We start from the raw sequence: 19,379 nt of genomic DNA, 5'->3' as shown, positions 1-19,379 counted from the left end.
TTCGGGGGCCGGGACGCCATGACGAACAACGAGTCTGCCCACGCGCTCCGTCCTGCCGTGGCCGACCTGGACGTTTCGGATTTTGGCGACCTTGTCATCGAGAATGCGGCCGACGCCATCTTCGTGATGGACACGGAAGGCCGGACCGTGTTCGCCAATGCGGCGGCCGAGCGCACGTTCGGCTGGTCGCGGGAGGATCTCGCTGGTCGAAGCCTCCACGACATGGTGCACCACCATCACCCGGACGGTCGCCCCTTTCCGATGAGCGACTGTCCGCTCGGCCAGGTGTTCCGCTCGCACACGCGGCTGGAGAAGCACGAGGACGTCTTCTTCCACCGAAGCGGCGCCATGGTGCACGTCGCATGCTCGAACGCCCCGGTCGTGCGCGAAGGCCGGATGATCGGCGCCGTCCTCATCGCGGTGGACATTTCCGAGCGCAAGCGCGCCGAGGACCAGCAGCGGCTGCTCCTCCACGAACTCAACCACCGGGTCAAGAACACGCTCGCGACCGTCCAGTCCATCGTCTCGCAATCCTTGAAGTCCGGCCTGCCGCTCGGCGAGACCAGGGCGGCGATCGAGGAACGCCTCATCGCCCTGGGCCGCGCTCACGACATCCTGATCCGCGAGCGCTGGGAAGGCGCCGACCTCGGCGAGGTGGTGGTCGAAGCCATGCGGCCCTTCACCGCCGCCGGCTCCACCCTCGTTCGCGCGTCCGGGCCCACGTTGCGGCTGCCGCCCAACAAGGCCCTCTCGATCGCCATGGCGCTGCAGGAGCTCGGCACCAACGCCACGAAATACGGCGCGCTCTCCACGCCCGACGGGACGATCGATCTCACGTGGAGCGTTTCGGGCGACGGCGATGCTAGGCGCATGCGGCTCGTCTGGCGGGAAAGCGGCGGCCCCGCCGTCACGGTCCCGGCCAGCAAGGGCTTCGGCACCCGCCTCCTGGAACGATCCCTCGCCTACGACCTCGACGGCACCGTAACAATCGCCTTCGATCCGAGCGGCGTCGTCTGCGAAGTGGACGCGCCCCTGCCCTGACGGTGGCCGGCCGTCAGGTCGTCTCGGCGGGTAGCGCCAGCGGGAAGGCCGCGCGCCAGACGACGCCCGTCGGCGGAAAATCCAGCGACACCTCCGCGTCCAGCTCATGGGCGGCCGCCCGTTCCAGCACGCGGGTCCCGAAGCCGCGCGATGCGGGCGGCGTGATCGCCGGGCCGCCGCTTTCGCGCCACTCGATCTCCAGCCGCTGCCCGTCGCGCCGCCAGGTCAGCCGGACATGCCCGCCCTCCTTCAGGGCGCCGTACTTCGCCGCGTTCGTCGCCAGTTCATGAAGCGCCATCCCGATCATGAGCGCCGCGCGCGGCGCCAGCCGCGTCATCGGCCCGCCGATCGAGAACCGGCCCGGCGTCTGGTGGAGCCCGAACGGCGCCAGGGCCGCGTCGACCACCTCGTCCATGTCGGCGCCGAGCCAGGCCTCCTTGGTCAGGATGTCATGCGACCGGGCCAGCGCGCCGAGGCGTGACTCGATCCGCTCCCGCACCCGCGGCGGCACGGTGGAGTCCTTCAACCCCTGCCAGACGATCGCCTGGGCCGTCGCCAGCGTGTTCTTCACCCGGTGGTTCAGCTCCGCGACGAGCATCTCCATCCGCGCCTGGGCTTCCTTCTCCTCCCGGATGCCCCGGACCTCCACGACCGTGCCGATGGTCCTGGACGTCTCGTCCCGGATCGGGCTCGCCGTGAACGCGACCGGATAGAAGCTGCCGTCGCGATGGACGAAAACCTCTTCGCCCTGGGTCTGCATGTTCTCCGGGAAGGCCCGGTCGATGGCGCAGTCCTCGATCGGAAAGTGGCGCCCGTCCGGATAGGTGTGGTGCACCACGTCGTGCAGGTGCCGCCCCAGCGTGTCCGCGAAGGTGAAGCCGGTCAGCGTCTCGGCGGCCGCGTTCATGTAGGCGCAGTGCTGGCGTTCATCCATCAGGAAGATCGCCATCGTGGTGTTGTCCAGCACCGCGGTCAGGCGTCGCTCGCTTTCCGCGAGGGCGAGCTCCGCCCGATGCCGGGCGGTGTCGTCCCGCAGCGTCAGCACGGCGCCCATGGGGCGGCCGTCGGGCGCCGTCACGGGGCGGGCGCTGCCGATCGCCATCACCTCGGCGCCGTTCGGCCGACGGATCCGCCAGCGGGCGTCGACCACCGCCTCGCCGTACCGGAGGGCGCGGTAGAGCGGCAGGTCGCTCAGGTCCGCGACGGTGCCGTCTTCGCGCAGCAGTCCGTACTCCGAAACATACCGTTCCGGCGGCGTGCCGAGCGTTCCGGTGCCGTGGATGCGGACCGCCGCCTCGTTCATGTAGACGATGAGGCCCGCCGGATCCGCCACCACGACGCCCTCCTCCAGCTGGCCGAGGATCGCCTCCCGTTCCGCCGCGTCCGCCGCCGACTTCGCCAGCGCCTGGCGCAGGCCGGTCTCCGCCTCACGGATCCGCGTCACGTCCTGCACCGACACCAGAAGCCGGGTCACGGCGCCGCGTGCGTCGCGCAGCGGCGTGACGCTCTCCAGATAGTGTCGGATCGCCGTCGCGCCGGGTCGCGGCCCCGACACCTCGACGTCCGCCACCGCCTCGCCCGTCCGCAGCACCTCGGCGAACACCGACTCCATGACGGCGGCGATCTCCGGCACCACGTCCCGCGCCCGCAGCCCCATGTGTGCGTCGATCGACAGCCCGTTCATCCGCGCGAGCGCCTGGTTGACCTGCAGGTAGCGGCCATCCCGGTCGATGATCGCCATGCCCGAAGGCGCGGCATGAAAAGCCTCGTCCAGAGCGAGGAGGCGGCGATCGTCGTCGGCTTCGGTCATTCAAGGTCCTGATGCGAGTACGGTCGACGTCACGATGCGACCCGAAGTGGTTCCACGGCCATATGCGCCGGGAGACGCCAAAGTTCCGTCCGCCCGAACCTTCAGCATCAGCAATGGATCCCTCCGGTCCCCGCCACCGCGACCTTTCCCCCGTCCACCGCCCGACCCGACGCGCATGCGCGGAGCATCAACGGCCAGCCCCGCGCCCCACGCATGCGAATCCACCTTCACGAGCGGCAGCTTTCACGGCCCATTCGTGCTACAATATTCGCGCAAGCCACTCTACCGGGGAGGCTCTCATGTCCGTCGAACGTAGCATTCTGCTGATCGTCGGTTCCGTCGTGATCGCCAGCGTTCTCCTGGCCGTCTACCACGATATCCGCTGGCTCTGGGTGACCGGCATCCTCGGCGCCCACCTCGTCCAGGCGTCGCTCACCGGCTTCTGCCCGGTCACGATGATGCTGAAGAGAATGGGCCTGCCCACGCGCCCCGGGTTCGGTTGACCGAACCACCCGATCGCGCCGGCGACACGCGCCCGCAACCTCACGCCCGCGACGCCCCGCGTCGCGAGGCGCAGGCGTGTTCGCGTCGTACCCGCCCGCGTTGGCGACCCCAGGAGGGCTCGAACCTCCGACCTGCCGCTTAGAAGGCGGCTGCTCTATCCAGCTGAGCTATGGGGCCTCTGGGCGCTCTTGAAGGATTGGGGCGGGGCGCTCCGGGCACCCTGCCCGTCCGTGAACCGGGCGTCCGGTCAGTGGGTCCAGGTTTCCGCCCGGTTGAACTTGAAGTTGTCCGAGTAGGACATGCGCTTCGGGCGCTTCTCCTTCGGCTCGGAGACCCGGTAGGCGATGCCGTGCCGGGTGCAGTAGGCGATCGCCTCCTCCTTGGTGTCGAAGGACAGCCGCACCTGCTGGAGCATGTCGGACGTGGTGGTGTAGCCCATCAGCGGCTCCACGATGCGCGGCCGCTCCGGCTCGTACTCCAGCACCCAGGCCTTGGTCCTCGCCTGGCCGGACTGCATGGCCGTCCGGCTCGGCTTGTAGATGCGCGCGGTCATGTGACGCCTCGCCCCTTCCTCTGTCCGCCGGCGGCGGGCCGACCCGCCGCCCCTGCGATCCGGACTGGTCGGGGCAGCAAGATTCGAACTTGCGGCCCCCTGCTCCCAAAGCAGGTGCTCTACCAGGCTGAGCTATGCCCCGACACTCCGGAACGCGCCGATTTCGTAGCGATTTACGCGCTGGAGGGCAAGCGGGTTCCCAAGTCCGATGCGCATCGGGCACCCCGGGCGAACGGAACCGCGCGTCACGGCCAGGATGCCGGACGCGCGGTTCGTCCGAACTTCCCTGGTGCCCTGCCTCACGCCGCGCGACTCGGCGCCGCCTCGCGGTCCTTGAGGATCGCCATGATCTCAGGCGTCGCCGGGCTCTTGAAGGCGCGGGTGTGGTCGATGCCGGCGAGTTCGAGAAGCGTGGAGCCCACCTCGGTCAGCGGGATCTTCCGGTCGATCGTGCGGCTCAGGCGCGACGGCAGGCGGATCCACAGGATGCCGTCCGGGTGGTGCATGCCGCTCTTCACGCCGTCCACCGGATAGAACAGCTCCTCGAAGGTGAGCGTCTGGTTGGAGTGGGGCGTGCGGATCGTCGCGGTGTCCTCGATCGCCGTGAAGATGCCGCAGCCGCCGAAGAGGCTCGCGCCTTCCTGGCGCATCAGCATCACCTCCTCGTGCCCGTCGCTCTTCAGCGCCTGGAACTTGGCGAGCGCGTCGGCCGCCTCCGCCTCCGAGGCGAAGTCCAGGTGGAACTGCTCGGCCATCACGGGCTTGAAGTCGAACGGCGTGGTGATGCCGGCGTACCGCGCCAGCAGCTTGATGTCGCGCGGCTTGTAGATCTGCTTGCCGCCGTCGTCGTCATACTTGGTCATCGCCTGCTGGCCGAGCGCCGTGGCGAGCACGATCGTCGTGTCGTCGTCGGCGAGGTCCAGCACCTCGCGCACGATCTCGTCCATCTTCCGATAGCCGAACTGGATCGCGCCGGCATACATCTCCTGGCGCTCCGCCGTGTCCTTCAGGGCGAACTTCGACGGCTCCATGTTGCGCCAGTAGTAGTGCTGGTAGTGCGCCGTGGAGTTCAGGAAGAAGGTGGAGAAGTGCGGCTGGAACCGCTTCCACTCGGCCTTGAACACGTCCCACTGCAGCCGGTCGAGGATGGCCGCCCGCTTCCACTTCGACTTGTTGAACCGCTCCACGGCAAGCTGGCTCACCGCGTTCCAGACCGTCCTCGGCGACAGGCCGTGGGTGATCATGAACTTGGAGAACGCCATGTATTCCGCGCTGCCGATCGGCGGCTTGTCGCGGGTGTATTCCTGCACGTAGGAGCGCACGAAATTGTAGAACGGCTCGAAGTAGCCGACCGGAAGCGGATCGACGCCCTTCGACCACGGGTCCGGCAGCAGCCGCACCCGGTCGCGGTTCGCCGTCGTCACGGCCACGTTCATGCTGCCGCATACCCAGGCGCGCTTGCCCTCGTCCGCCACCACGTCCCACAGCCGCCGCGCCCGCAGCTTGGCGCCGTCGCCGAGGTCGAATACCTTGTGCTCCCCGTAGGCGAGCCCGGTGTGGACAGTCACCCACTGGATCCAGGGCTCCAGCGCCGGCGGCGGCTCCTCCGCGTCGGTGAGCGCCACGATCGATTCCCGGCGCAGCCGCTCGAAAGCCGGAAGGCTCCCGTCCGCGATGAACCGATCCATCAGTTCGGGCGTCAGTTCATTGAACTCGAGGAGGATGACTTTCTTGGACATGCGCTGGCTCCGAAAATTCACATCAGGAAATACGTCTCTCCCAAAACGGGATGGCCGCCCGCACCGCTTCAGCAGCCGCTTCATGGCAATCCACCATCGAACGGCGGCAAAGCCCATACCGGTCGCGTCCCGGCGCAGACCGGGGCGCGAAACACATAAGAGATTGTCAATTTATTCCCTTGCTGCACAAAGCCAAGGGAAAACACGGGGAAGCATCCCGAATCGATGCGGGTTGGTTTACGCGGTGCGCGCTGGGTCGGTGGGGCGGTGAACCTTTGACGCCGCCGGGCGTTCGAGCCCCGTCACGGGGTGTTCAGACCCCGTCATGGGGTGGGCCGAAAGGCTGCCTCAGTGTCACCCACTTTTCCTTGCATGGGATTCTACGTACGTGCCGCCCGATCCGCGGGAAGGACTCGTCGATCGAGGGTTGGGGACGGCTCGCGACCGCCCTCGATTTAAATTTATTGCAATTGTAGGCTCAAAGGTGCGAGCTGCCTTGCGCGGTTCGCCGAAGCATAACGAGGATGCTGCCGATGGGGGGCGTGCCGAGCCCGGTCCATGTTGTCGTCTGCGTGCCGACCTATCGCCGTCCGGAAAAACTGGCCGCCCTTCTGCAGGGCCTCGCCCGGCAGACCGCCGCCTTTCCGTTCGCGATCCTGGTCGGCAACAACGACGCGCGTGACCTTGCGACCTATCCCGTGCTCTCCGGGCCGGGCATCCCCGCCCATGACATCCTGACCGTGGACACGCCGGGCGTCTCCGCCGTGCGCAACCGCCTCGTCGCCAGGGCGTTGGAGCGGTACCCGGACACGCCCTTCCTCGCCTTCCTGGACGACGACCAGGTGCCCGAGCCCGATTGGCTGGCCGAACTGGTCGCCGCCGGGGAGCGCCACCGGGCCGACATTGCCGGCGGCCCCGTGGAGATGTCGGCCTCGGTCGAGACGGTCTGGGCCCGCGCGGCGGTGGACAAGTCCTATCTGCCGAAGGCGGAGGGCGTCGTGCCCATGCTCAACGAATGCGGCAACCTTCTTCTCGCCACGGCATTCCTGCGCCGGCTCGGCCGCGAACCGTTCGACATGGAGTTCGCCCGCACGGGCGGCGAGGACTACGAGTTCTTCCTCCACGCCATCGGCCGCGGCGCCCGCCTGGTCTGGGCGCCGCGCGCCATCGTCCGGGAGGAGATCCCGCCGTCGCGCCTCACGCTCCGGGGCCTCGCCTGGCGGTCCTTCTCAACCGCCGCCTCCCAGAGCCGGGCCGACCGGGCGCACCACGGCCTTGCCCCCGTTCTGGTCAAGATCGCCCGCGAAGCGGCGGGAACGCCGGTGGTCACGGGCCGCGCCCTCGCGCGCGACCGGGACTGGCGCTTCGCCGCCGGCCTCGCGCTGCACCGGCTGTCCTGCTCGGCGGGCCGGATCATCGGCCTGTTCGGCGCCCGCGCCGAGCGCTACGGCACCAGTGACGCGCCCGCCGCCGGGAGGCAGACCCCATGAACCGCATTCTACAGCCGCAGCCCGCTGGCGCGCCCCTGCCCTCGTCGATCGACACGGCCCGCGCGGCCGCCCCCAAGGAGCCCGTCATGGCCGGCGCCACGACCAAGTCCGTGTCCACCTTCTGGCACGGGTCGTCACTCTCCGGCCTGGACGTCGCCTGCCTGCTCTCCTTCGTCCACCACGGCTTCGACGTCACGCTCTACAGCTACGCGCCCATGCCGGGCCTGCCGGAGGCGATCCGGGTGGCGGACGCCGCCGAGATCGTGGATCCGCGTTTCCTGGAGGGCTTCGTGGTGCTCGGCCGGCCGAGCCTCTCCCACTTCAGCGATCTGTTCCGCTACCGGCTCTTCCAGCTGACCGGGTCCACCTGGATCGACACCGACCTCGTCTGCCTGAAGGACTTCGCGCTGCCGCGGGCCGGCAATCTGTTCGCCTACGAGACCGACATCAAGGTCAACGGCGCGATCATGCGGATCGACCCCGAAGAGCCCGGTCTGCCCGGTCTCATCGAGGAGACCGAGCGTTATGCCTTCGGACGGTCCTTTGCCTGGGGCGCGACCGGGCCGACGCTGCTGTCGCGCCAGTTCGGATCGGGCGTCTTCGACGGCGCCTGCCCGGCCCACGTCTACTATCCGGTGCACTGGGACGACTGGTGGAAGCCGTTCCATCCGACCATGCGGGAAGCGACCGAAGAGCTCTGCGCCCGGGCGCACACCCTGCACCTGTGGAACAACATCGTGGAGAAGTCCGGCTACTGGAAGGATCTGGCCCCGCCGGTCGGCTCCTACCTCCACGACGTCTTCAAGCGCCAGGGCACGCTCGGCGTGTTCAAGGACACCTATCCGGAGCAGGTGGTGGACTATCTCTCCCGGGGCTATGTGAACACCCAGACCGCCGACCACATGACGGTCCGCCAGCTCGTCGGCATCACCATCCCCCGCGCGCTCGCGGGCGTCCGCAAGCGCCTCACGCAGCGCTGACCCGTCCGCGCTCACCCTTTCGGACGACGCGGCTGAACGACGAAAGGCCCGGGATCGCTCCCGGGCCACCTCACGACATCCATCGCCCGGCTTGAGAACCGCCTGCGCTGGCCGGCTTGCGCCCTCGCGCCGCCGATGGTCAGCTCTGCGGGCCGAACCTGCGGCTCACGGCCGGACCGTACAACAACCCCACCGTCATGTCCGCGACGAGCGCCCGGTAGCCGAGGGTCCAGCCCAGGCGACGGCCGTAGTCGCCCTTGCGGACCATGCGGGAGAGGACGCCCAGCCGCCGGCCGAAGCTCGCCTCCCCGTAGACCGCGCGCCGTCCCTGCAGGCGGGCGAGAAGCTGGCGGTTCCGCTCCAGCGCGCGCGCCAGCGCGTCCTTCCGCCCACCGTCGCTCCGCGCCGCCGCCTTGGCCAGCACCCGGCAGAAGCGGTCCAGCATCAGTTCGATCCGGGCGAGGCTGTCCGGCGTCTCGCCGACCTCCTGGATCATTGTCTGCAGCGTGCGCGGCGGCGGCGCCCAGCCGACAGCGTTGTTGCCGTGCTGGCGATAGCCGAGCAGCCGGTCCGGGATCGACACCACGGTGCCGAGGTTGGTCGCGAGCTGGTAGAACCACTGGTCGTGGGCGGCCGGATGCTGGGGCGCCGAAAGGTCCACCGTCTCCGGCCAGAGGTCGTTGAAGTCCAGCAGAGCGCGGCGGAACACGATCGTCAGGCCGAGCGGGTTGCTCCAGGGCGTCGGCCGCGACAGGGCCGGGATCACCTGGACCGCCTCCTCGACCGGCAGGAGCGTGCCGTAGGCCTTGCCGGAGCCGTCCACCAGGTCGGCGTTGTGATGGGCGAGGAGCACGTCGTCGGCGTCGAACGCCGCCTCCATGACCGCCAGCTTCTGCGGGTACCAGATGTCGTCCTGGTCGCAGAAGGCGATCAGGTCAGATCGGCACAGCCCGGCGGCCTTCAGGAAGTTGCCGCGCCAGCCGAGCCGGTCCTCGTTCGCCACGAACCGCACCGGGAAGGGCGCCGTCTCGGCGAACGCCCGCACCACGGTGGCCGTGTCGTCGCTCGACTGGTCGTCGGTGATCACCAGTTCGTCCGGACGGCGGGTTTGGGCGGCCAGGCTGTCCAGCTGCTCGCGGAGGTGTCTGGCCCCGTTGTAGGTGGCCATCGCGACGGAGAGGGTCCTCATCGGCAGGCGCGGTCTCCTGTTGTCGGCTCCGGGCGGGCGTGGCGCCCCAGCGAGCCGTGCCCGGTGCGGTCCTGGCGTCGGCAGGTCCGGCGACCGTCGGGCGGTGATTGGCTGCGTTCGCCTGTCCTGGGCGGGACATGGTTAATACCGGACGCGCCCCGAAAGAGAAAGCGACATCCCTCTCCCGGCCTCTCCCTGAGGCCCGCCTCCGGCCCGATCCGGCGAACGGGGCGGCCGGACGTCCGTGTTCCCGGACGTCCTCGCCCGCCCGGCGGCACGGCCTGTCGCCGACGGGCGGGTCCGGATCGTCTCGCCCGGTCCTTATTCCGTCGCGACAGGGTTGTTCGACGGGGCGACCTCGTCGGTCACCGCATTCTCCGGACGGGCCGTGGCGCCGGTCGGATTGTTCTCGATCGAGCCTTCGCCCGGCACGCTCATGTTCGCCTCGTCCGGCACGGATTCGATGCTCGAGGTTTCGGCGCCGCCCCACAGGCCGATGGCCAGCACGGCCACCGCGAAGGCGCCGAGGACGAGGGTGATGATCGTCCGGTTGCGGCCGCTGCCGCGCCGGTTCGGATCGAGTTCGTTCTGCATGGAGGCTCTCCTGATCCGTCTCAGGTCGTGTGATGTGACGGCAGGAGAAGCGACGAGAAGGCTCGCGGGTTCCGGTCGGTCAGCCGCCCGCGACCGCGTCGATCAGCGGGTGACGCACCCGGTCGCCGGGCTTCAGGCCGATGGAGTCCGCCTGTCCGGCCACGAGCTCCAGCACGAAGCGCGCATCGCCCTCCGACGTCACGCTGTCGTCCGACAGCGGCGTCGTCGCCCGCGCCACGTTGAGCACGCGCCCGTCCGCCCCGATGAAGATGATGTCGAGCGACACGAACGTGTTCCGCATCCAGAAGGACGTCGGCCCCGCGCGTTCCATGTCGAACAGCATGCCCCGGTCCTCGGGCAGGCTCTTGCGGTACATGAGCCCGCGGGCGCGCTCCACGGTCGTCCGCGCCAGCTCCACCGAATAGGAGTGCCGCCCGCCGGCCGTCTCCACCACGAGCGGGCTCGTCTCCGCCTCCGCCATCACCGACGCCGGCCAGCCGAGGAGGGTGACGGCCCCGAGCGCCGGCGCCAGGGACAGGTGAAGGGCGAGAAGGAATCGGGACGAGATCTGCGCCGTCATGCATGCCATTCCGCGCGTCGGGGATCGGGAGCGACCCACCACCACGCCGTGTCCATACCACGGCTCACCTCGCGGAACGACCCTCGACCGACGATCGGCCGGCGCGGACACGCGCGACCGTCGCCTGCGCGCGAGCCGGTCAGCCGACCGCGCCCGCGCCCGCGCCCCGATCCACCCCGGCTCAGTGCGACGACGGCGCCCCGCCCGACGTCACCGGCCGGATCTCGGCGGCCATCAGGCCCTTCGGCCCGTCGCCGAAGCGGACCAGCACCGCCTGCCCGGGCCGCAGTTCCGCCATGCCGTAGCGGCGGAGCGTCTCCATGTGGACGAAGATGTCCTCCGTCCCCTCCCCGCGGGTCAGGAATCCGAAGCCGCGGATGCGGTTGAACCACTTCACCTCGGCCTGCTCCAGCCCGCTGGTCGGCACCACCTGCACGTGGGTGCGCGACGGAGGCAGCTGCGAAGGATGCACCGCCGTCGATTCGTCCATGGACAGGATGCGCAGGGCCTGCAGCCCCTTCGACCGGTTCAGCACCTCGCACACCACGCGGGCGCCCTCGTAGGCCGTCTGGAAGCCATCGCGCCGCAGGCAGGTGACGTGGAGCATCACGTCCGACAAGCCGGGCTCGTCCGGCACGATGAAGCCGAATCCCTTGGCCACATCGAACCACTTGATGGTCCCGGCCACTTCGATGATGTCGAGAGCGGCTTCCTCCTCGCCACCCACGGAAATCGAGTGGTCCATGTTCATTTTGGCCATAGACAGCCCCCGCATACGCGCCGCACCTGGGTGCCCGTGGATCGAATCAGCCCCGATTCAGATCCCATTGCATTCCCGTTAACCAAGACTAGCATCGATCGATGCCCTGACCGCAAGACCGAAGTCTCGCCGTGGCCGCCTTCGTCCCGATTTATATCAGGATGCGGCTTTCCTCAGGCTGACCGCGGAAAACCGCGACCCCCGCCGCCGCGCGCGTGATCCGATCCGGCCTCGGACCGCGCGCCGGTCTTTTCCCCGTGTCCCCGAGGCCCTAACTGACGCTGCGATCACTGGCGTTTTCGGCCGCCCATTCCCTCACGCCATTTCTTCGAGGTTCAATATGCGCTACCTGCACACCATGGTCCGCGTCCATGACCTGGACGACAGCCTCGACTTCTGGACGAAGCGCCTCGGGCTCGTCGAGGTCCGCCGCACGGAGAGCCAGCAGGGCCGCTTCACCCTTGTCTTCCTCGCCGCCCCGGAGGACCTGGAGACCGGCCGCGCGACGGCGGCCCCGCTCGTGGAGCTCACCTACAACTGGGATCCGGAGACCTATGGCGAGGGCCGCAACTTCGGCCATCTCGCCTACGAGGTGGACGACATCTACGCCACCTGCCAGGCCCTCTCCGACGCCGGCGTCACCATCAACCGCCCGCCGCGCGACGGCCGGATGGCCTTCGTCCGGTCGCCGGAGAACATCTCGATCGAACTCCTCCAGAAGGGCGCGGCCAAGGCCCCGCAGGAGCCCTGGGCGTCCATGCCGAACACCGGCAAGTGGTGACGCCGCCAGGCCGGTCCGGGGAGCGCGCGGCGGCGCTCCCCGCCCCCTCGGGCCCGTGCCCGAATCGGTTGTTTGCCGGTCGAAACTACTTTTTTGCTTGCATGCGACCTGTCCCCGGTATTGTTTTGGCGCGCTTTGCACCGTGCCGCCCTTAGGCCGGTGCAGGACGGGTCCCTTTGCGCGCGTCGCATCGCCGGCTCCCGTTCTCGTCACGGGGGACTGGCTGCATGAAGGTTCGCATTCTCGCCGCAGCGGCCGCGGCTGTTCTCATGGCGTCCTGTTCGGGCGGAGGTCTCTACGACACCACCGACTTCATGACGGCCCGTCAGAGGCAAGCCCAGACCCCCGCGTCGACAGCGGACCAGCCCTCGACTGCCGACACCGGGGACGCCGCGACGGCCACCGATCCGGCCAAGCCCGCCAACCCCTCGGCGACCGCCGCGGCCGATCCGGCAAAGCCGGCCGAGCCGGCGAAGCCGGCCGAGGCCCCGGCGGTCGCGGCCGCCGACGCCACGGCGCAGCCGCGCGGCCTCCTCGCCTTCTTCCGCAGCGAGGACCCCACGACCGCCACGCCCGAGGCCGCGGCCGTCACCCGCACCGCCGCCCAGGGTGCTACTCCCCTCGCCCAGAAGGTGGCCGCCGTCGCCAACGCGCCGATCGAGCCCAACTCCGAGGTCGAGGAGGAGATTTCCGAGGCCGACCTCACCGGCGAGGAGGAATCCGATCCGACCGAGGTCGCCCCCATCGACGAGCCGCTCGACGACGGCGAGGTGCACGACTTCGTCAACGTCTACACCTCCAGGCCCGACAAGCCCGTCGAGACGGTCGAGGGCCTTCCGGGCGTGACATGGCCCGACGGCATGGTGCTCGTCTCGCGCACGCCGGACGACGATCCGTCCAACTTCTTCGACGGCCCGCTGCACCCGTTCGCCCGCACCGTGCCGGGCGTGCCGCGCCAGACGGTTCAGGCCGCCAACGGCCTTCTGCTCGCCCATTCGGCGATCAACGTCACCTGCATCAAGCCGCAGCTCCTGTCCCTGGTCCGCCGCGCCGAGTCCCACTTCGGCAAGAAGGTCATCGTGACCTCGGGCTACCGCTCCCCGTCGCACAACCGCCGGGTCCGTGGCGCCAGGCATTCCCAGCACATGGCCTGCGCGGCGCTCGACCTCTACATGCCCGGCATCGCCCGCGACGAGCTCGCCCGCTTCTTCTTCGCCCAGTCGGATCGGGGCGGCATCGGCCTCTACTGCCATACCCGCTCCATCCATGTGGACGTGGGCAAGCGTCGCCAGTGGCGCTGGCCGTGCCGCCGCGCCCGAGGCTGAGCCCGTCGCAGCCCCGCACCTGATCCACGAGATCCGCCGCCGGCCGCCGCCCGCGGCGGATTTTCATTTGCGGCCAAGGCTTTCCCGGCCCATTCACAAGCTCCGGGAAAACCTCCGAAAGGGCTTGCCACCACCGGAGAAGCCCACTATAAACCGCCTCCGTTGGGCGGCCTTCGTCTATCGGTTAGGACACTAGCCTTTCACGCTGGAGAGACGGGTTCGATTCCCGTAGGCCGTACCACCCCCTTCTTCCCCTATGTTTCCTTCCTCTTTGCTACCCGATGGCTGACGCGCTCGGCCGTTCGTCGTTCGGCTCGACGTCCGTCCTCCGTTCGGCTCGACGTCCGTCCTGCAGCCGGACGCCGGCGTCGGCCTGCTCGCCCCGGCCGACGGTGCGCACGGTGCCTCCGATGTCGTCCTCGACCACGGATCGCCATCGCTTACGAATCTTCACCCTACGTGATGAAACGCACAGACTCGCCGGCCTCGATATGGTGATTGTGCTCGCAGGTCAGCGCATCGCATGGTAGCGCTCCGCTTCCGCTTCTGCTATTGACCGGACAAATATCCTTGGGCGCTTCTGAGCCTTGCGAGCTCGACCGTCGAGGGACTGTCCTCAACGAGACCATCGCATGTACAGGCGTCCCGCTCTCATCCTGGCCGTTCTTGGCGCACTCGCCCTCGCGTACTATCACGATGACGCCCAGGCGACCCGCGTGTTCGAGCACCCTTTGCAGAAGACGGCGCAGCCTGAGCCGACCTGCACCCGCATCGGCGGCGTGATCGCCGTCGCCGGCCAGTGCTGACGGCCTGACCGGCCGGGACCGGGCGGGCCGCGACCAATGACCGGAGCCGCCAGGCCGGCACCCTCCCCCGCCTTCCACGCATTCGAAATCGCCGCCGGATCGCCACCTCGACTTGGCGGGGCGCTTCCTTTACGGATGGGCCGAACCCGCCTTCGCCTGCCTCTCGCGGCGTCCGCGCCGGCGAGCGAGCCGGCGCACCCCGCGTTCCGACGGAGCGTTCCGCCTTGGCTTCCGCGTCGTCCCCGATCCGCCCGCTCGCCCTCAACCCGTTGCTCGTGGCGACCGACGTGCCGCCCATTCCGGCCGCCCAGGGTTGGGCCGCGGCTTATGACGGGCGGCTCGGTCCGCTGGTGAACCTCGCCCAGGCGGTGCCGGGCGACCCGCCGCCCCAGGCGCTGCTCGACCGTCTCGCGGCCGCCGCGGCGACCCCCGCGGCCGCCACCTACGGCTCCATCTTCGGCGATCTGGCCCTCCGCGAGGCGCTCGGCGCAGACGTGGAGGCGGTCTACGGCGGCCCGGTCGCCCCCGGGGAGATCGCCATCACGGCGGGCTGCAACCAGGCCTTCTTCGTCACCATGCTGGCGCTCGCGGCCGCCGGCGACGAGGTGATCCTGCCGACGCCCTGGTATTTCAATCACAAGATGACGCTCGACATGCTCGGCATCCGCTCGGTCCCCCTGCCCTGCCGGGCCGCGGACGGCTTCGTGCCGGACGTGGAGGCGGCCCGCGCCCTCGTCGGGCCGCGCACCCGGGCGATCCTGCTCGTGAGCCCCAACAACCCGACCGGCGCCACCTATCCGCCCGCCGTCATCGCCAGCTTCGCGGATCTGGCGGAAGCGGCCGGCATCGCCCTGGTGGTGGACGAGACCTACCGCGACTTCCTCGCCCCCGGGGCCGGCCGGCCGCACGCGCTGTTCGCCGAAAGGCGCCGGTCCCATTTCATCCAGCTCTATTCCTTCTCCAAGAGCTACGCGATCCCCGGCCACCGGCTCGGGTCCGTGATCGCCGCGCCGGACGCGATCGCCGAGATCGGCAAGGTGCTCGACTGCGTCCAGATCTGCCCGCCGCGCGCCGCCCAGGCGGCGGTGGCGTGGGCCGTGCCCGAGACCGCCGCCTGGCGGCAGGAGACTCGCGCCCGCATCGCGGCCCGCGCGGAGCGCTTCCGCGCCCTCGTCGCCGAGGCGCCCGGCTGGTCGATCTCGGCCATCGGGGCCTATTTCGCCTACCTCGGGCACCCGTTCGACATGCCCGGCGAGCGCGTGGCCGAACGGCTCGCCCGCGAGTCGGGCGTCCTTGCCCTCCCCGGCTCCTTCTTCGGCCCGAAGGACGACCCGGATCAGGACCGCCACCTGCGCTTCGCCTTCGCCAACGTGGACGAGGCCGCCCTCGCGGTCGTGCCCGCCCGCCTTACCAGCCTCTCGGCCTGACGGCCGCGCCCTTTCTTCGGACTGAGCATGCCCACTTCCGATCCCGCCGACGATCTCCTCACCGTGCGCGACCTCGTGCGCCACGCGGTAACCCGGTTTCGCGAAAGCGGCGTGGTCACCGGCCACGGGGTCACCGGCGCCCTCGATGATGCGGTCTTCCTGGTGCTGGAGACCCTTCGGCTGCCGATCGAGGACGTGAACCCGTGGGCGGACTGCCGCCTCACCCGCGACGAGCGGCGACGGCTCGTGGACCTGATCGAGACCCGCGTGACCACCCGCAAGCCGACGCCGTATCTGGTCGGCCGGGCCTATATCCACGGCATCCCCTTCCGGGTGGACGAGCGCGTCCTCATCCCGCGCTCCTTCATCGGCGAAATCCTCTTCTCCGACGTGATCGGCGGCGCCGGCTTCACCCTGGTGGACGAGCCGGCGGCGGTCGGCCGGGTGCTCGACCTCTGCACCGGGTCGGGCTGCCTCGCCATCCTGGCCGCACGGGTGTTCGAGAACGCCGAGGTGGACGCGGTCGATCTGTCGCCCGACGCCCTCGCGGTCGCGCGCCTCAACGTGTCCGACCACGATCTGGAGGACCGGGTCGCTCTCCACCAGGGCGACCTGTTCGCCCCGCTGGGAGACGCCCGCTACGATCTCATCATCACCAATCCGCCCTACGTGGAGGCGGCCGTCATGGACTCCCTGCCGCCGGAATACAGGCACGAGCCCGAGATGGCGCTCGCCGGGGGACCCGACGGGCTCGACATCGTCCGCCGCATCCTCGCCGCCGCGCCGGATCACCTTCTCCCCGGCGGAGGCATTCTCTGCGAGATCGGCACAGGGCGAGAAATCCTCGACGAGGAGTTCCCCGACCTTCCCTTCCTCTGGCTCGATACGGAAGAAAGCGAAGGCGAAGTGTTCTGGCTCGACGCGGACGCCTTCGGGATCCGCTGACGACTGCCCTTGGGATCCTCTGACCGATCGGGCGCTTCAACGCTTGTTCTGCGTGTGGAGCAATCGATCGAATTCAGCCATCTTTCGATTGCATACGTCTCGGGTTGGTTTTTACGAATTATACCCACATAACCAGCATGATGGTGAGGCGTGGCTGGAGGCCTGCGCCCGATGGGGTTCGGTTTGGACGCGGACGGGTCCATGCCGAGGTCACTCTCGCGGTCGCGGTTTCCTGCGCCGGGCGGGTATCGGGTCTCAGGACGCGTCTCGTTCGGTCCCGTGCGGGTCCGGGGGATTGCCCGGCACGGGAGGAGCGTGAGCTCGACCTCGCCCCCCCACCTAAGGGGATGATTGATGAATGTGAAGCCTGACACCCAGGCGGCGGTTGCGACCGGCGCCGAACCCCGGCCGCTCGACGCCGACGTGCTGAAGCGGGCCATCGTGGAGAAGCTGGCCTATGTGGTCGGCAAGGACCCGGCGCACGCGACCGTGCGCGACTGGTCGACCGCTCTCTCCATGGCTGTCCGCGACCACGTGGTCGACTCCTGGTTCGAGGCCACACGTCGCGGCTACACGACCCACAAGAAGCGGGTCTACTATCTGTCGATGGAATTCCTGATCGGCCGCCTTTTGAACGACGCGGTGGCCAATCTGCAGCTCGAAGAGGCCGTCCGGTCCGCCATGACGGATCTCGGCCTCGACTACGACACGCTCGTCAAGCAGGAGAGCGACGCGGCGCTCGGAAACGGCGGCCTCGGGCGCCTCGCCGCCTGCTTCCTGGATTCCATGTCCACGGTCGGCATTCCAGCCTTCGGCTATGGCATCCGCTACGAGCACGGCCTGTTTCGCCAGCGTTTTCATGACGGTTGGCAGGTCGAGGAGCCGGAGGACTGGCTCGTCTCCGGCCATGTCTGGGAGTTCGAGCGCCTCGAGGTCGCCTATCCGGTGAAGTTCGGCGGGCACATCTCGTTCGACAGCCGGGGAAAAACCTACTGGCACGCGGAGGAGACGGTGCTCGCCGTCGCCTACGACACGCCCATCGCCGGATGGAAGGGCCGCCACGTCAATACTTTGCGGCTCTGGGCGTCGAAACCAGTCGAAGTGCTCGACCTTCGCCGCTTCAACCACGGCGACTACGTATCCGCCGCCGAGAAGGGCATCCGCGCCGAGACGATCAGCCGCGTCCTCTATCCCGACGACACGACCCCCGAAGGTAAGGAGCTCCGCCTCAAGCAGGAATACTTCTTCACCTCCGCGTCGTTGCAGGACCTGATCCGTCGTTACACGTCCGAGTTCGACGACATCCGGAAACTGCCGGAACACGTCGCGATTCAGATGAACGACACCCATCCGGCCATCGCCGTCGCCGAACTGATGCGCCTCCTCGCCGACGAGCATGGTCTCACGTTCCCGGAAGCCTTTGAAATCACTCGCAAAGCGCTCTCCTACACGAACCACACGCTGATGCCCGAGGCGCTGGAGCGCTGGAGCACCAGCCTGTTCCGCCGGGTCCTGCCACGGCATATGCAAATCATCGAGTGGATCGACTACCACCACCTCGCCGAAGTGCAAGGTCGCGGCGTCTCGGTGTCCCTCGACGCGGTGCGAATCATCGAAAATGGCAATGAAATCAAGATGGGCAACCTCGCCTTCATCGGCTCCCGGCGGGTGAACGGCGTGTCCGCCCTCCACACCGAGCTGATGAAGCAGACGGTGTTCCGCGACTTCCACACCCTCTACCCGGACCGGATCGTCAACCAGACCAACGGCATAACGCCGCGCCGCTGGCTCTACGAGTGCAACCCCGGCCTGCGCAAGCTCCTCCTCGACACCATCGGCGACGCCTGGGTGGACGACCTGGAGCGGCTGTCGGAAGTCACGCCCTACGCGACGGACGCCTCGTTCCGGGAAAAGTTCGCCGCCGCCAAGCTCGCCAACAAGGTTCGGCTCGCCGCCGAGATCGAACGGCGCATCGGCCTGAAGGTCGATCCGACCGCCCTCTTCGACGTCCAGATCAAGCGCATCCACGAATACAAGCGCCAGCTGCTCAATCTTCTTGAGACGATCGCGCTTTATCAGGCGATCCGGCGCACGCCGGGCGCCGAGTGGACTCCGCGCGTCAAGATCTTCGGCGGCAAGGCGGCGCCCGGCTATCACATGGCCAAGCTGATCATCAAGCTCGGCAACGACATCGCCCGGACCATCAACTCCGACCCGATCGTCGGCGACCGGCTGAAGGTGGCCTTCCTGCCGAACTACAACGTCTCGCTCGCCGAGGTGATCATCCCGGCGGCGGACCTGTCCGAGCAGATCTCCACCGCCGGCATGGAAGCCTCGGGCACCGGCAACATGAAGCTGGCGCTCAACGGCGCGCTCACCATCGGGACGCTCGACGGCGCCAACGTGGAAATCGGCCAGCAGGTCGGGCCCGACAACATCTACATCTTCGGCCTGACGGCGGACAACGTGGCCGAGATGCGCACGCGCGGCTACGATTCCCGCGCCACCATCGAGGGCGATCCGGTGCTGAAGGGCGTCATCGACGCCATCGTGGCCGGCGAGTTCTCGCCGGACGACCACGGCCGCTTCCACCAGATCGCCGACCGGCTCTGGAACACCGACTGGTTCCTGGTGACGGCCGACTTCCAGGCCTACTTCCAGCGCCAGCGCGACGTGGACCACGACTTCCGCGACACCGCCCGCTGGACCGAGCGCGCGATCCTCAACACCGCGAACGTCGGCTGGTTCTCCTCCGACCGCACGATCCGCGGCTACGCCAAGGACGTGTGGAACGTCCCGACGACCTGACGGGAAGCCCAACGCCGGGTGGCAGGCCAGTTCGCCTGCCGCCCGGC

General features: G+C 68.8%; 17 protein-coding genes and 3 tRNA genes. 11 read left to right on the top strand and 9 right to left on the bottom strand.

From position 1 onward, the window contains the following. Positions 1 to 18: 18 nt before the first annotated feature. Entirely contained in the window at positions 19 to 1,041 is a 1,023-nt protein-coding gene (locus HND91_RS05050; protein ID WP_181705441.1) for a sensor histidine kinase, read from the top strand. Positions 1,042 to 1,054: 13 nt separating this feature from the next. Here the strand turns inward: HND91_RS05050 and HND91_RS05045 are convergent, their stop codons facing one another. Further along, positions 1,055 to 2,851: a sensor histidine kinase gene (locus HND91_RS05045; RefSeq protein ID WP_181705440.1), complete on the bottom strand. Its 1,797-nt coding sequence runs from the start codon at positions 2,849 to 2,851 to the stop codon at positions 1,055 to 1,057. A gap of 299 nt (positions 2,852 to 3,150) precedes the next feature. Here HND91_RS05045 and HND91_RS05040 point away from each other — a divergent pair, with 299 nt between their 5' ends. Continuing rightward, on the top strand, positions 3,151 to 3,354 hold the full coding sequence (locus HND91_RS05040; RefSeq protein WP_181705439.1) for a YgaP family membrane protein: 204 nt from the start codon (positions 3,151 to 3,153) through the stop codon (positions 3,352 to 3,354). A gap of 101 nt (positions 3,355 to 3,455) precedes the next feature. Here the strand turns inward: HND91_RS05040 and HND91_RS05035 are convergent. From HND91_RS05035 to HND91_RS05020, 4 genes are all read right to left on the bottom strand, one after another. Beyond that, a tRNA-Arg gene (locus HND91_RS05035) sits at positions 3,456 to 3,532 on the bottom strand. A gap of 70 nt (positions 3,533 to 3,602) precedes the next feature. After that, positions 3,603 to 3,908 (bottom strand): ETC complex I subunit, encoded by a 306-nt coding sequence (locus HND91_RS05030; RefSeq protein WP_181705438.1) that lies wholly within the window; start codon positions 3,906 to 3,908, stop codon positions 3,603 to 3,605. A gap of 65 nt (positions 3,909 to 3,973) precedes the next feature. Beyond that, positions 3,974 to 4,050: transfer RNA gene (locus HND91_RS05025), tRNA-Pro, on the bottom strand. Between the two features lie 157 nt (positions 4,051 to 4,207). Continuing rightward, on the bottom strand, positions 4,208 to 5,647 hold the full coding sequence (locus tag HND91_RS05020; protein WP_181705437.1) for an alkaline phosphatase family protein: 1,440 nt from the start codon (positions 5,645 to 5,647) through the stop codon (positions 4,208 to 4,210). Between the two features lie 533 nt (positions 5,648 to 6,180). Here HND91_RS05020 and HND91_RS05015 point away from each other — a divergent pair. Beyond that, complete coding sequence (locus HND91_RS05015) at positions 6,181 to 7,137, top strand: glycosyltransferase family 2 protein (RefSeq protein WP_181705436.1); 957 nt, start codon at positions 6,181 to 6,183, stop codon at positions 7,135 to 7,137. Further along, positions 7,134 to 8,117, top strand: coding sequence for a hypothetical protein (locus HND91_RS05010; protein WP_181705435.1), 984 nt, complete (start codon positions 7,134 to 7,136; stop codon positions 8,115 to 8,117). The genes HND91_RS05015 and HND91_RS05010 overlap by 4 nt, the downstream gene beginning before the upstream one ends. Positions 8,118 to 8,256: 139 nt before the next feature. On the opposite strand, the gene HND91_RS05005 is transcribed toward HND91_RS05010, so the two are convergent. From HND91_RS05005 to HND91_RS04990, 4 genes are all read right to left on the bottom strand, one after another. Further along, positions 8,257 to 9,306 carry a glycosyltransferase family 2 protein gene (locus HND91_RS05005; protein WP_181705434.1) on the bottom strand — a complete coding sequence of 350 codons (1,050 nt, stop codon included), beginning with the start codon at positions 9,304 to 9,306 and terminating at the stop codon, positions 8,257 to 8,259. Positions 9,307 to 9,627: 321 nt separating this feature from the next. After that, positions 9,628 to 9,900 carry a hypothetical protein gene (locus tag HND91_RS05000; RefSeq protein ID WP_181705433.1) on the bottom strand — a complete coding sequence of 91 codons (273 nt, stop codon included), beginning with the start codon at positions 9,898 to 9,900 and terminating at the stop codon, positions 9,628 to 9,630. A 79-nt stretch (positions 9,901 to 9,979) separates the two neighbouring features. After that, positions 9,980 to 10,480: a DUF192 domain-containing protein gene (locus tag HND91_RS04995; protein ID WP_181705432.1), complete on the bottom strand. Its 501-nt coding sequence runs from the start codon at positions 10,478 to 10,480 to the stop codon at positions 9,980 to 9,982. A 181-nt stretch (positions 10,481 to 10,661) separates the two neighbouring features. Further along, complete coding sequence (locus tag HND91_RS04990) at positions 10,662 to 11,240, bottom strand: cold-shock protein (RefSeq protein WP_425485420.1); 579 nt, start codon at positions 11,238 to 11,240, stop codon at positions 10,662 to 10,664. A 340-nt stretch (positions 11,241 to 11,580) separates the two neighbouring features. Between HND91_RS04990 and HND91_RS04985 the strand changes: the two genes are divergently transcribed. From HND91_RS04985 to HND91_RS04955, 7 genes are all read left to right on the top strand, one after another. Continuing rightward, entirely contained in the window at positions 11,581 to 12,021 is a 441-nt protein-coding gene (locus tag HND91_RS04985; protein ID WP_181705431.1) for a VOC family protein, read from the top strand. A 227-nt stretch (positions 12,022 to 12,248) separates the two neighbouring features. Further along, complete coding sequence (locus tag HND91_RS04980) at positions 12,249 to 13,346, top strand: YcbK family protein (protein WP_181705430.1); 1,098 nt, start codon at positions 12,249 to 12,251, stop codon at positions 13,344 to 13,346. Between the two features lie 166 nt (positions 13,347 to 13,512). Then, positions 13,513 to 13,587: transfer RNA gene (locus tag HND91_RS04975), tRNA-Glu, on the top strand. Positions 13,588 to 13,978: 391 nt separating this feature from the next. Next, complete coding sequence (locus tag HND91_RS04970; protein WP_181705429.1) at positions 13,979 to 14,152, top strand: hypothetical protein; 174 nt, start codon at positions 13,979 to 13,981, stop codon at positions 14,150 to 14,152. Between the two features lie 224 nt (positions 14,153 to 14,376). Then, positions 14,377 to 15,579 carry an aminotransferase gene (locus tag HND91_RS04965; RefSeq protein ID WP_425485419.1) on the top strand — a complete coding sequence of 401 codons (1,203 nt, stop codon included), beginning with the start codon at positions 14,377 to 14,379 and terminating at the stop codon, positions 15,577 to 15,579. Positions 15,580 to 15,606: 27 nt separating this feature from the next. Then, positions 15,607 to 16,524: a 50S ribosomal protein L3 N(5)-glutamine methyltransferase gene (prmB, locus tag HND91_RS04960; protein WP_181705428.1), complete on the top strand. Its 918-nt coding sequence runs from the start codon at positions 15,607 to 15,609 to the stop codon at positions 16,522 to 16,524. A gap of 354 nt (positions 16,525 to 16,878) precedes the next feature. Beyond that, on the top strand, positions 16,879 to 19,332 hold the full coding sequence (locus HND91_RS04955) for a glycogen/starch/alpha-glucan phosphorylase (protein ID WP_181705427.1): 2,454 nt from the start codon (positions 16,879 to 16,881) through the stop codon (positions 19,330 to 19,332). The last annotated feature ends 47 nt before the right edge of the window (positions 19,333 to 19,379 follow it).

This window comes from Chthonobacter rhizosphaerae, from assembly GCF_013839525.1.
Lineage (GTDB): Bacteria > Pseudomonadota > Alphaproteobacteria > Rhizobiales > Pleomorphomonadaceae > Chthonobacter > Chthonobacter rhizosphaerae.
Note: the sequence above shows the minus strand (reverse complement) of the source record. Positions and strands in the feature narration are given on the sequence as shown.

Excerpts from the sequence above, each read along its gene's own strand:
- HND91_RS05000 (WP_181705433.1), bottom strand. The coding sequence starts at position 9,900 with ATGCAGAACGAACTCGATCCGAACCGGCGCGGCAGCGGCCGCAACCGG.
- HND91_RS05040 (WP_181705439.1), top strand. The coding sequence starts at position 3,151 with ATGTCCGTCGAACGTAGCATTCTGCTGATCGTCGGTTCCGTCGTGATC.
- HND91_RS05045 (WP_181705440.1), bottom strand. The coding sequence starts at position 2,851 with ATGACCGAAGCCGACGACGATCGCCGCCTCCTCGCTCTGGACGAGGCT.
- HND91_RS04995 (WP_181705432.1), bottom strand. The coding sequence starts at position 10,480 with ATGACGGCGCAGATCTCGTCCCGATTCCTTCTCGCCCTTCACCTGTCC.
- HND91_RS04990 (WP_425485420.1), bottom strand. The coding sequence starts at position 11,240 with ATGGCCAAAATGAACATGGACCACTCGATTTCCGTGGGTGGCGAGGAG.
- HND91_RS05010 (WP_181705435.1), top strand. The coding sequence starts at position 7,134 with ATGAACCGCATTCTACAGCCGCAGCCCGCTGGCGCGCCCCTGCCCTCG.
- prmB (WP_181705428.1), top strand. The coding sequence starts at position 15,607 with ATGCCCACTTCCGATCCCGCCGACGATCTCCTCACCGTGCGCGACCTC.
- HND91_RS04955 (WP_181705427.1), top strand. The coding sequence starts at position 16,879 with ATGAATGTGAAGCCTGACACCCAGGCGGCGGTTGCGACCGGCGCCGAA.
- HND91_RS04970 (WP_181705429.1), top strand. The coding sequence starts at position 13,979 with ATGTACAGGCGTCCCGCTCTCATCCTGGCCGTTCTTGGCGCACTCGCC.
- HND91_RS05030 (WP_181705438.1), bottom strand. The coding sequence starts at position 3,908 with ATGACCGCGCGCATCTACAAGCCGAGCCGGACGGCCATGCAGTCCGGC.
- HND91_RS04985 (WP_181705431.1), top strand. The coding sequence starts at position 11,581 with ATGCGCTACCTGCACACCATGGTCCGCGTCCATGACCTGGACGACAGC.
- HND91_RS04980 (WP_181705430.1), top strand. The coding sequence starts at position 12,249 with ATGAAGGTTCGCATTCTCGCCGCAGCGGCCGCGGCTGTTCTCATGGCG.
- HND91_RS05050 (WP_181705441.1), top strand. The coding sequence starts at position 19 with ATGACGAACAACGAGTCTGCCCACGCGCTCCGTCCTGCCGTGGCCGAC.
- HND91_RS05020 (WP_181705437.1), bottom strand. The coding sequence starts at position 5,647 with ATGTCCAAGAAAGTCATCCTCCTCGAGTTCAATGAACTGACGCCCGAA.
- HND91_RS05005 (WP_181705434.1), bottom strand. The coding sequence starts at position 9,306 with ATGAGGACCCTCTCCGTCGCGATGGCCACCTACAACGGGGCCAGACAC.
- HND91_RS05015 (WP_181705436.1), top strand. The coding sequence starts at position 6,181 with ATGGGGGGCGTGCCGAGCCCGGTCCATGTTGTCGTCTGCGTGCCGACC.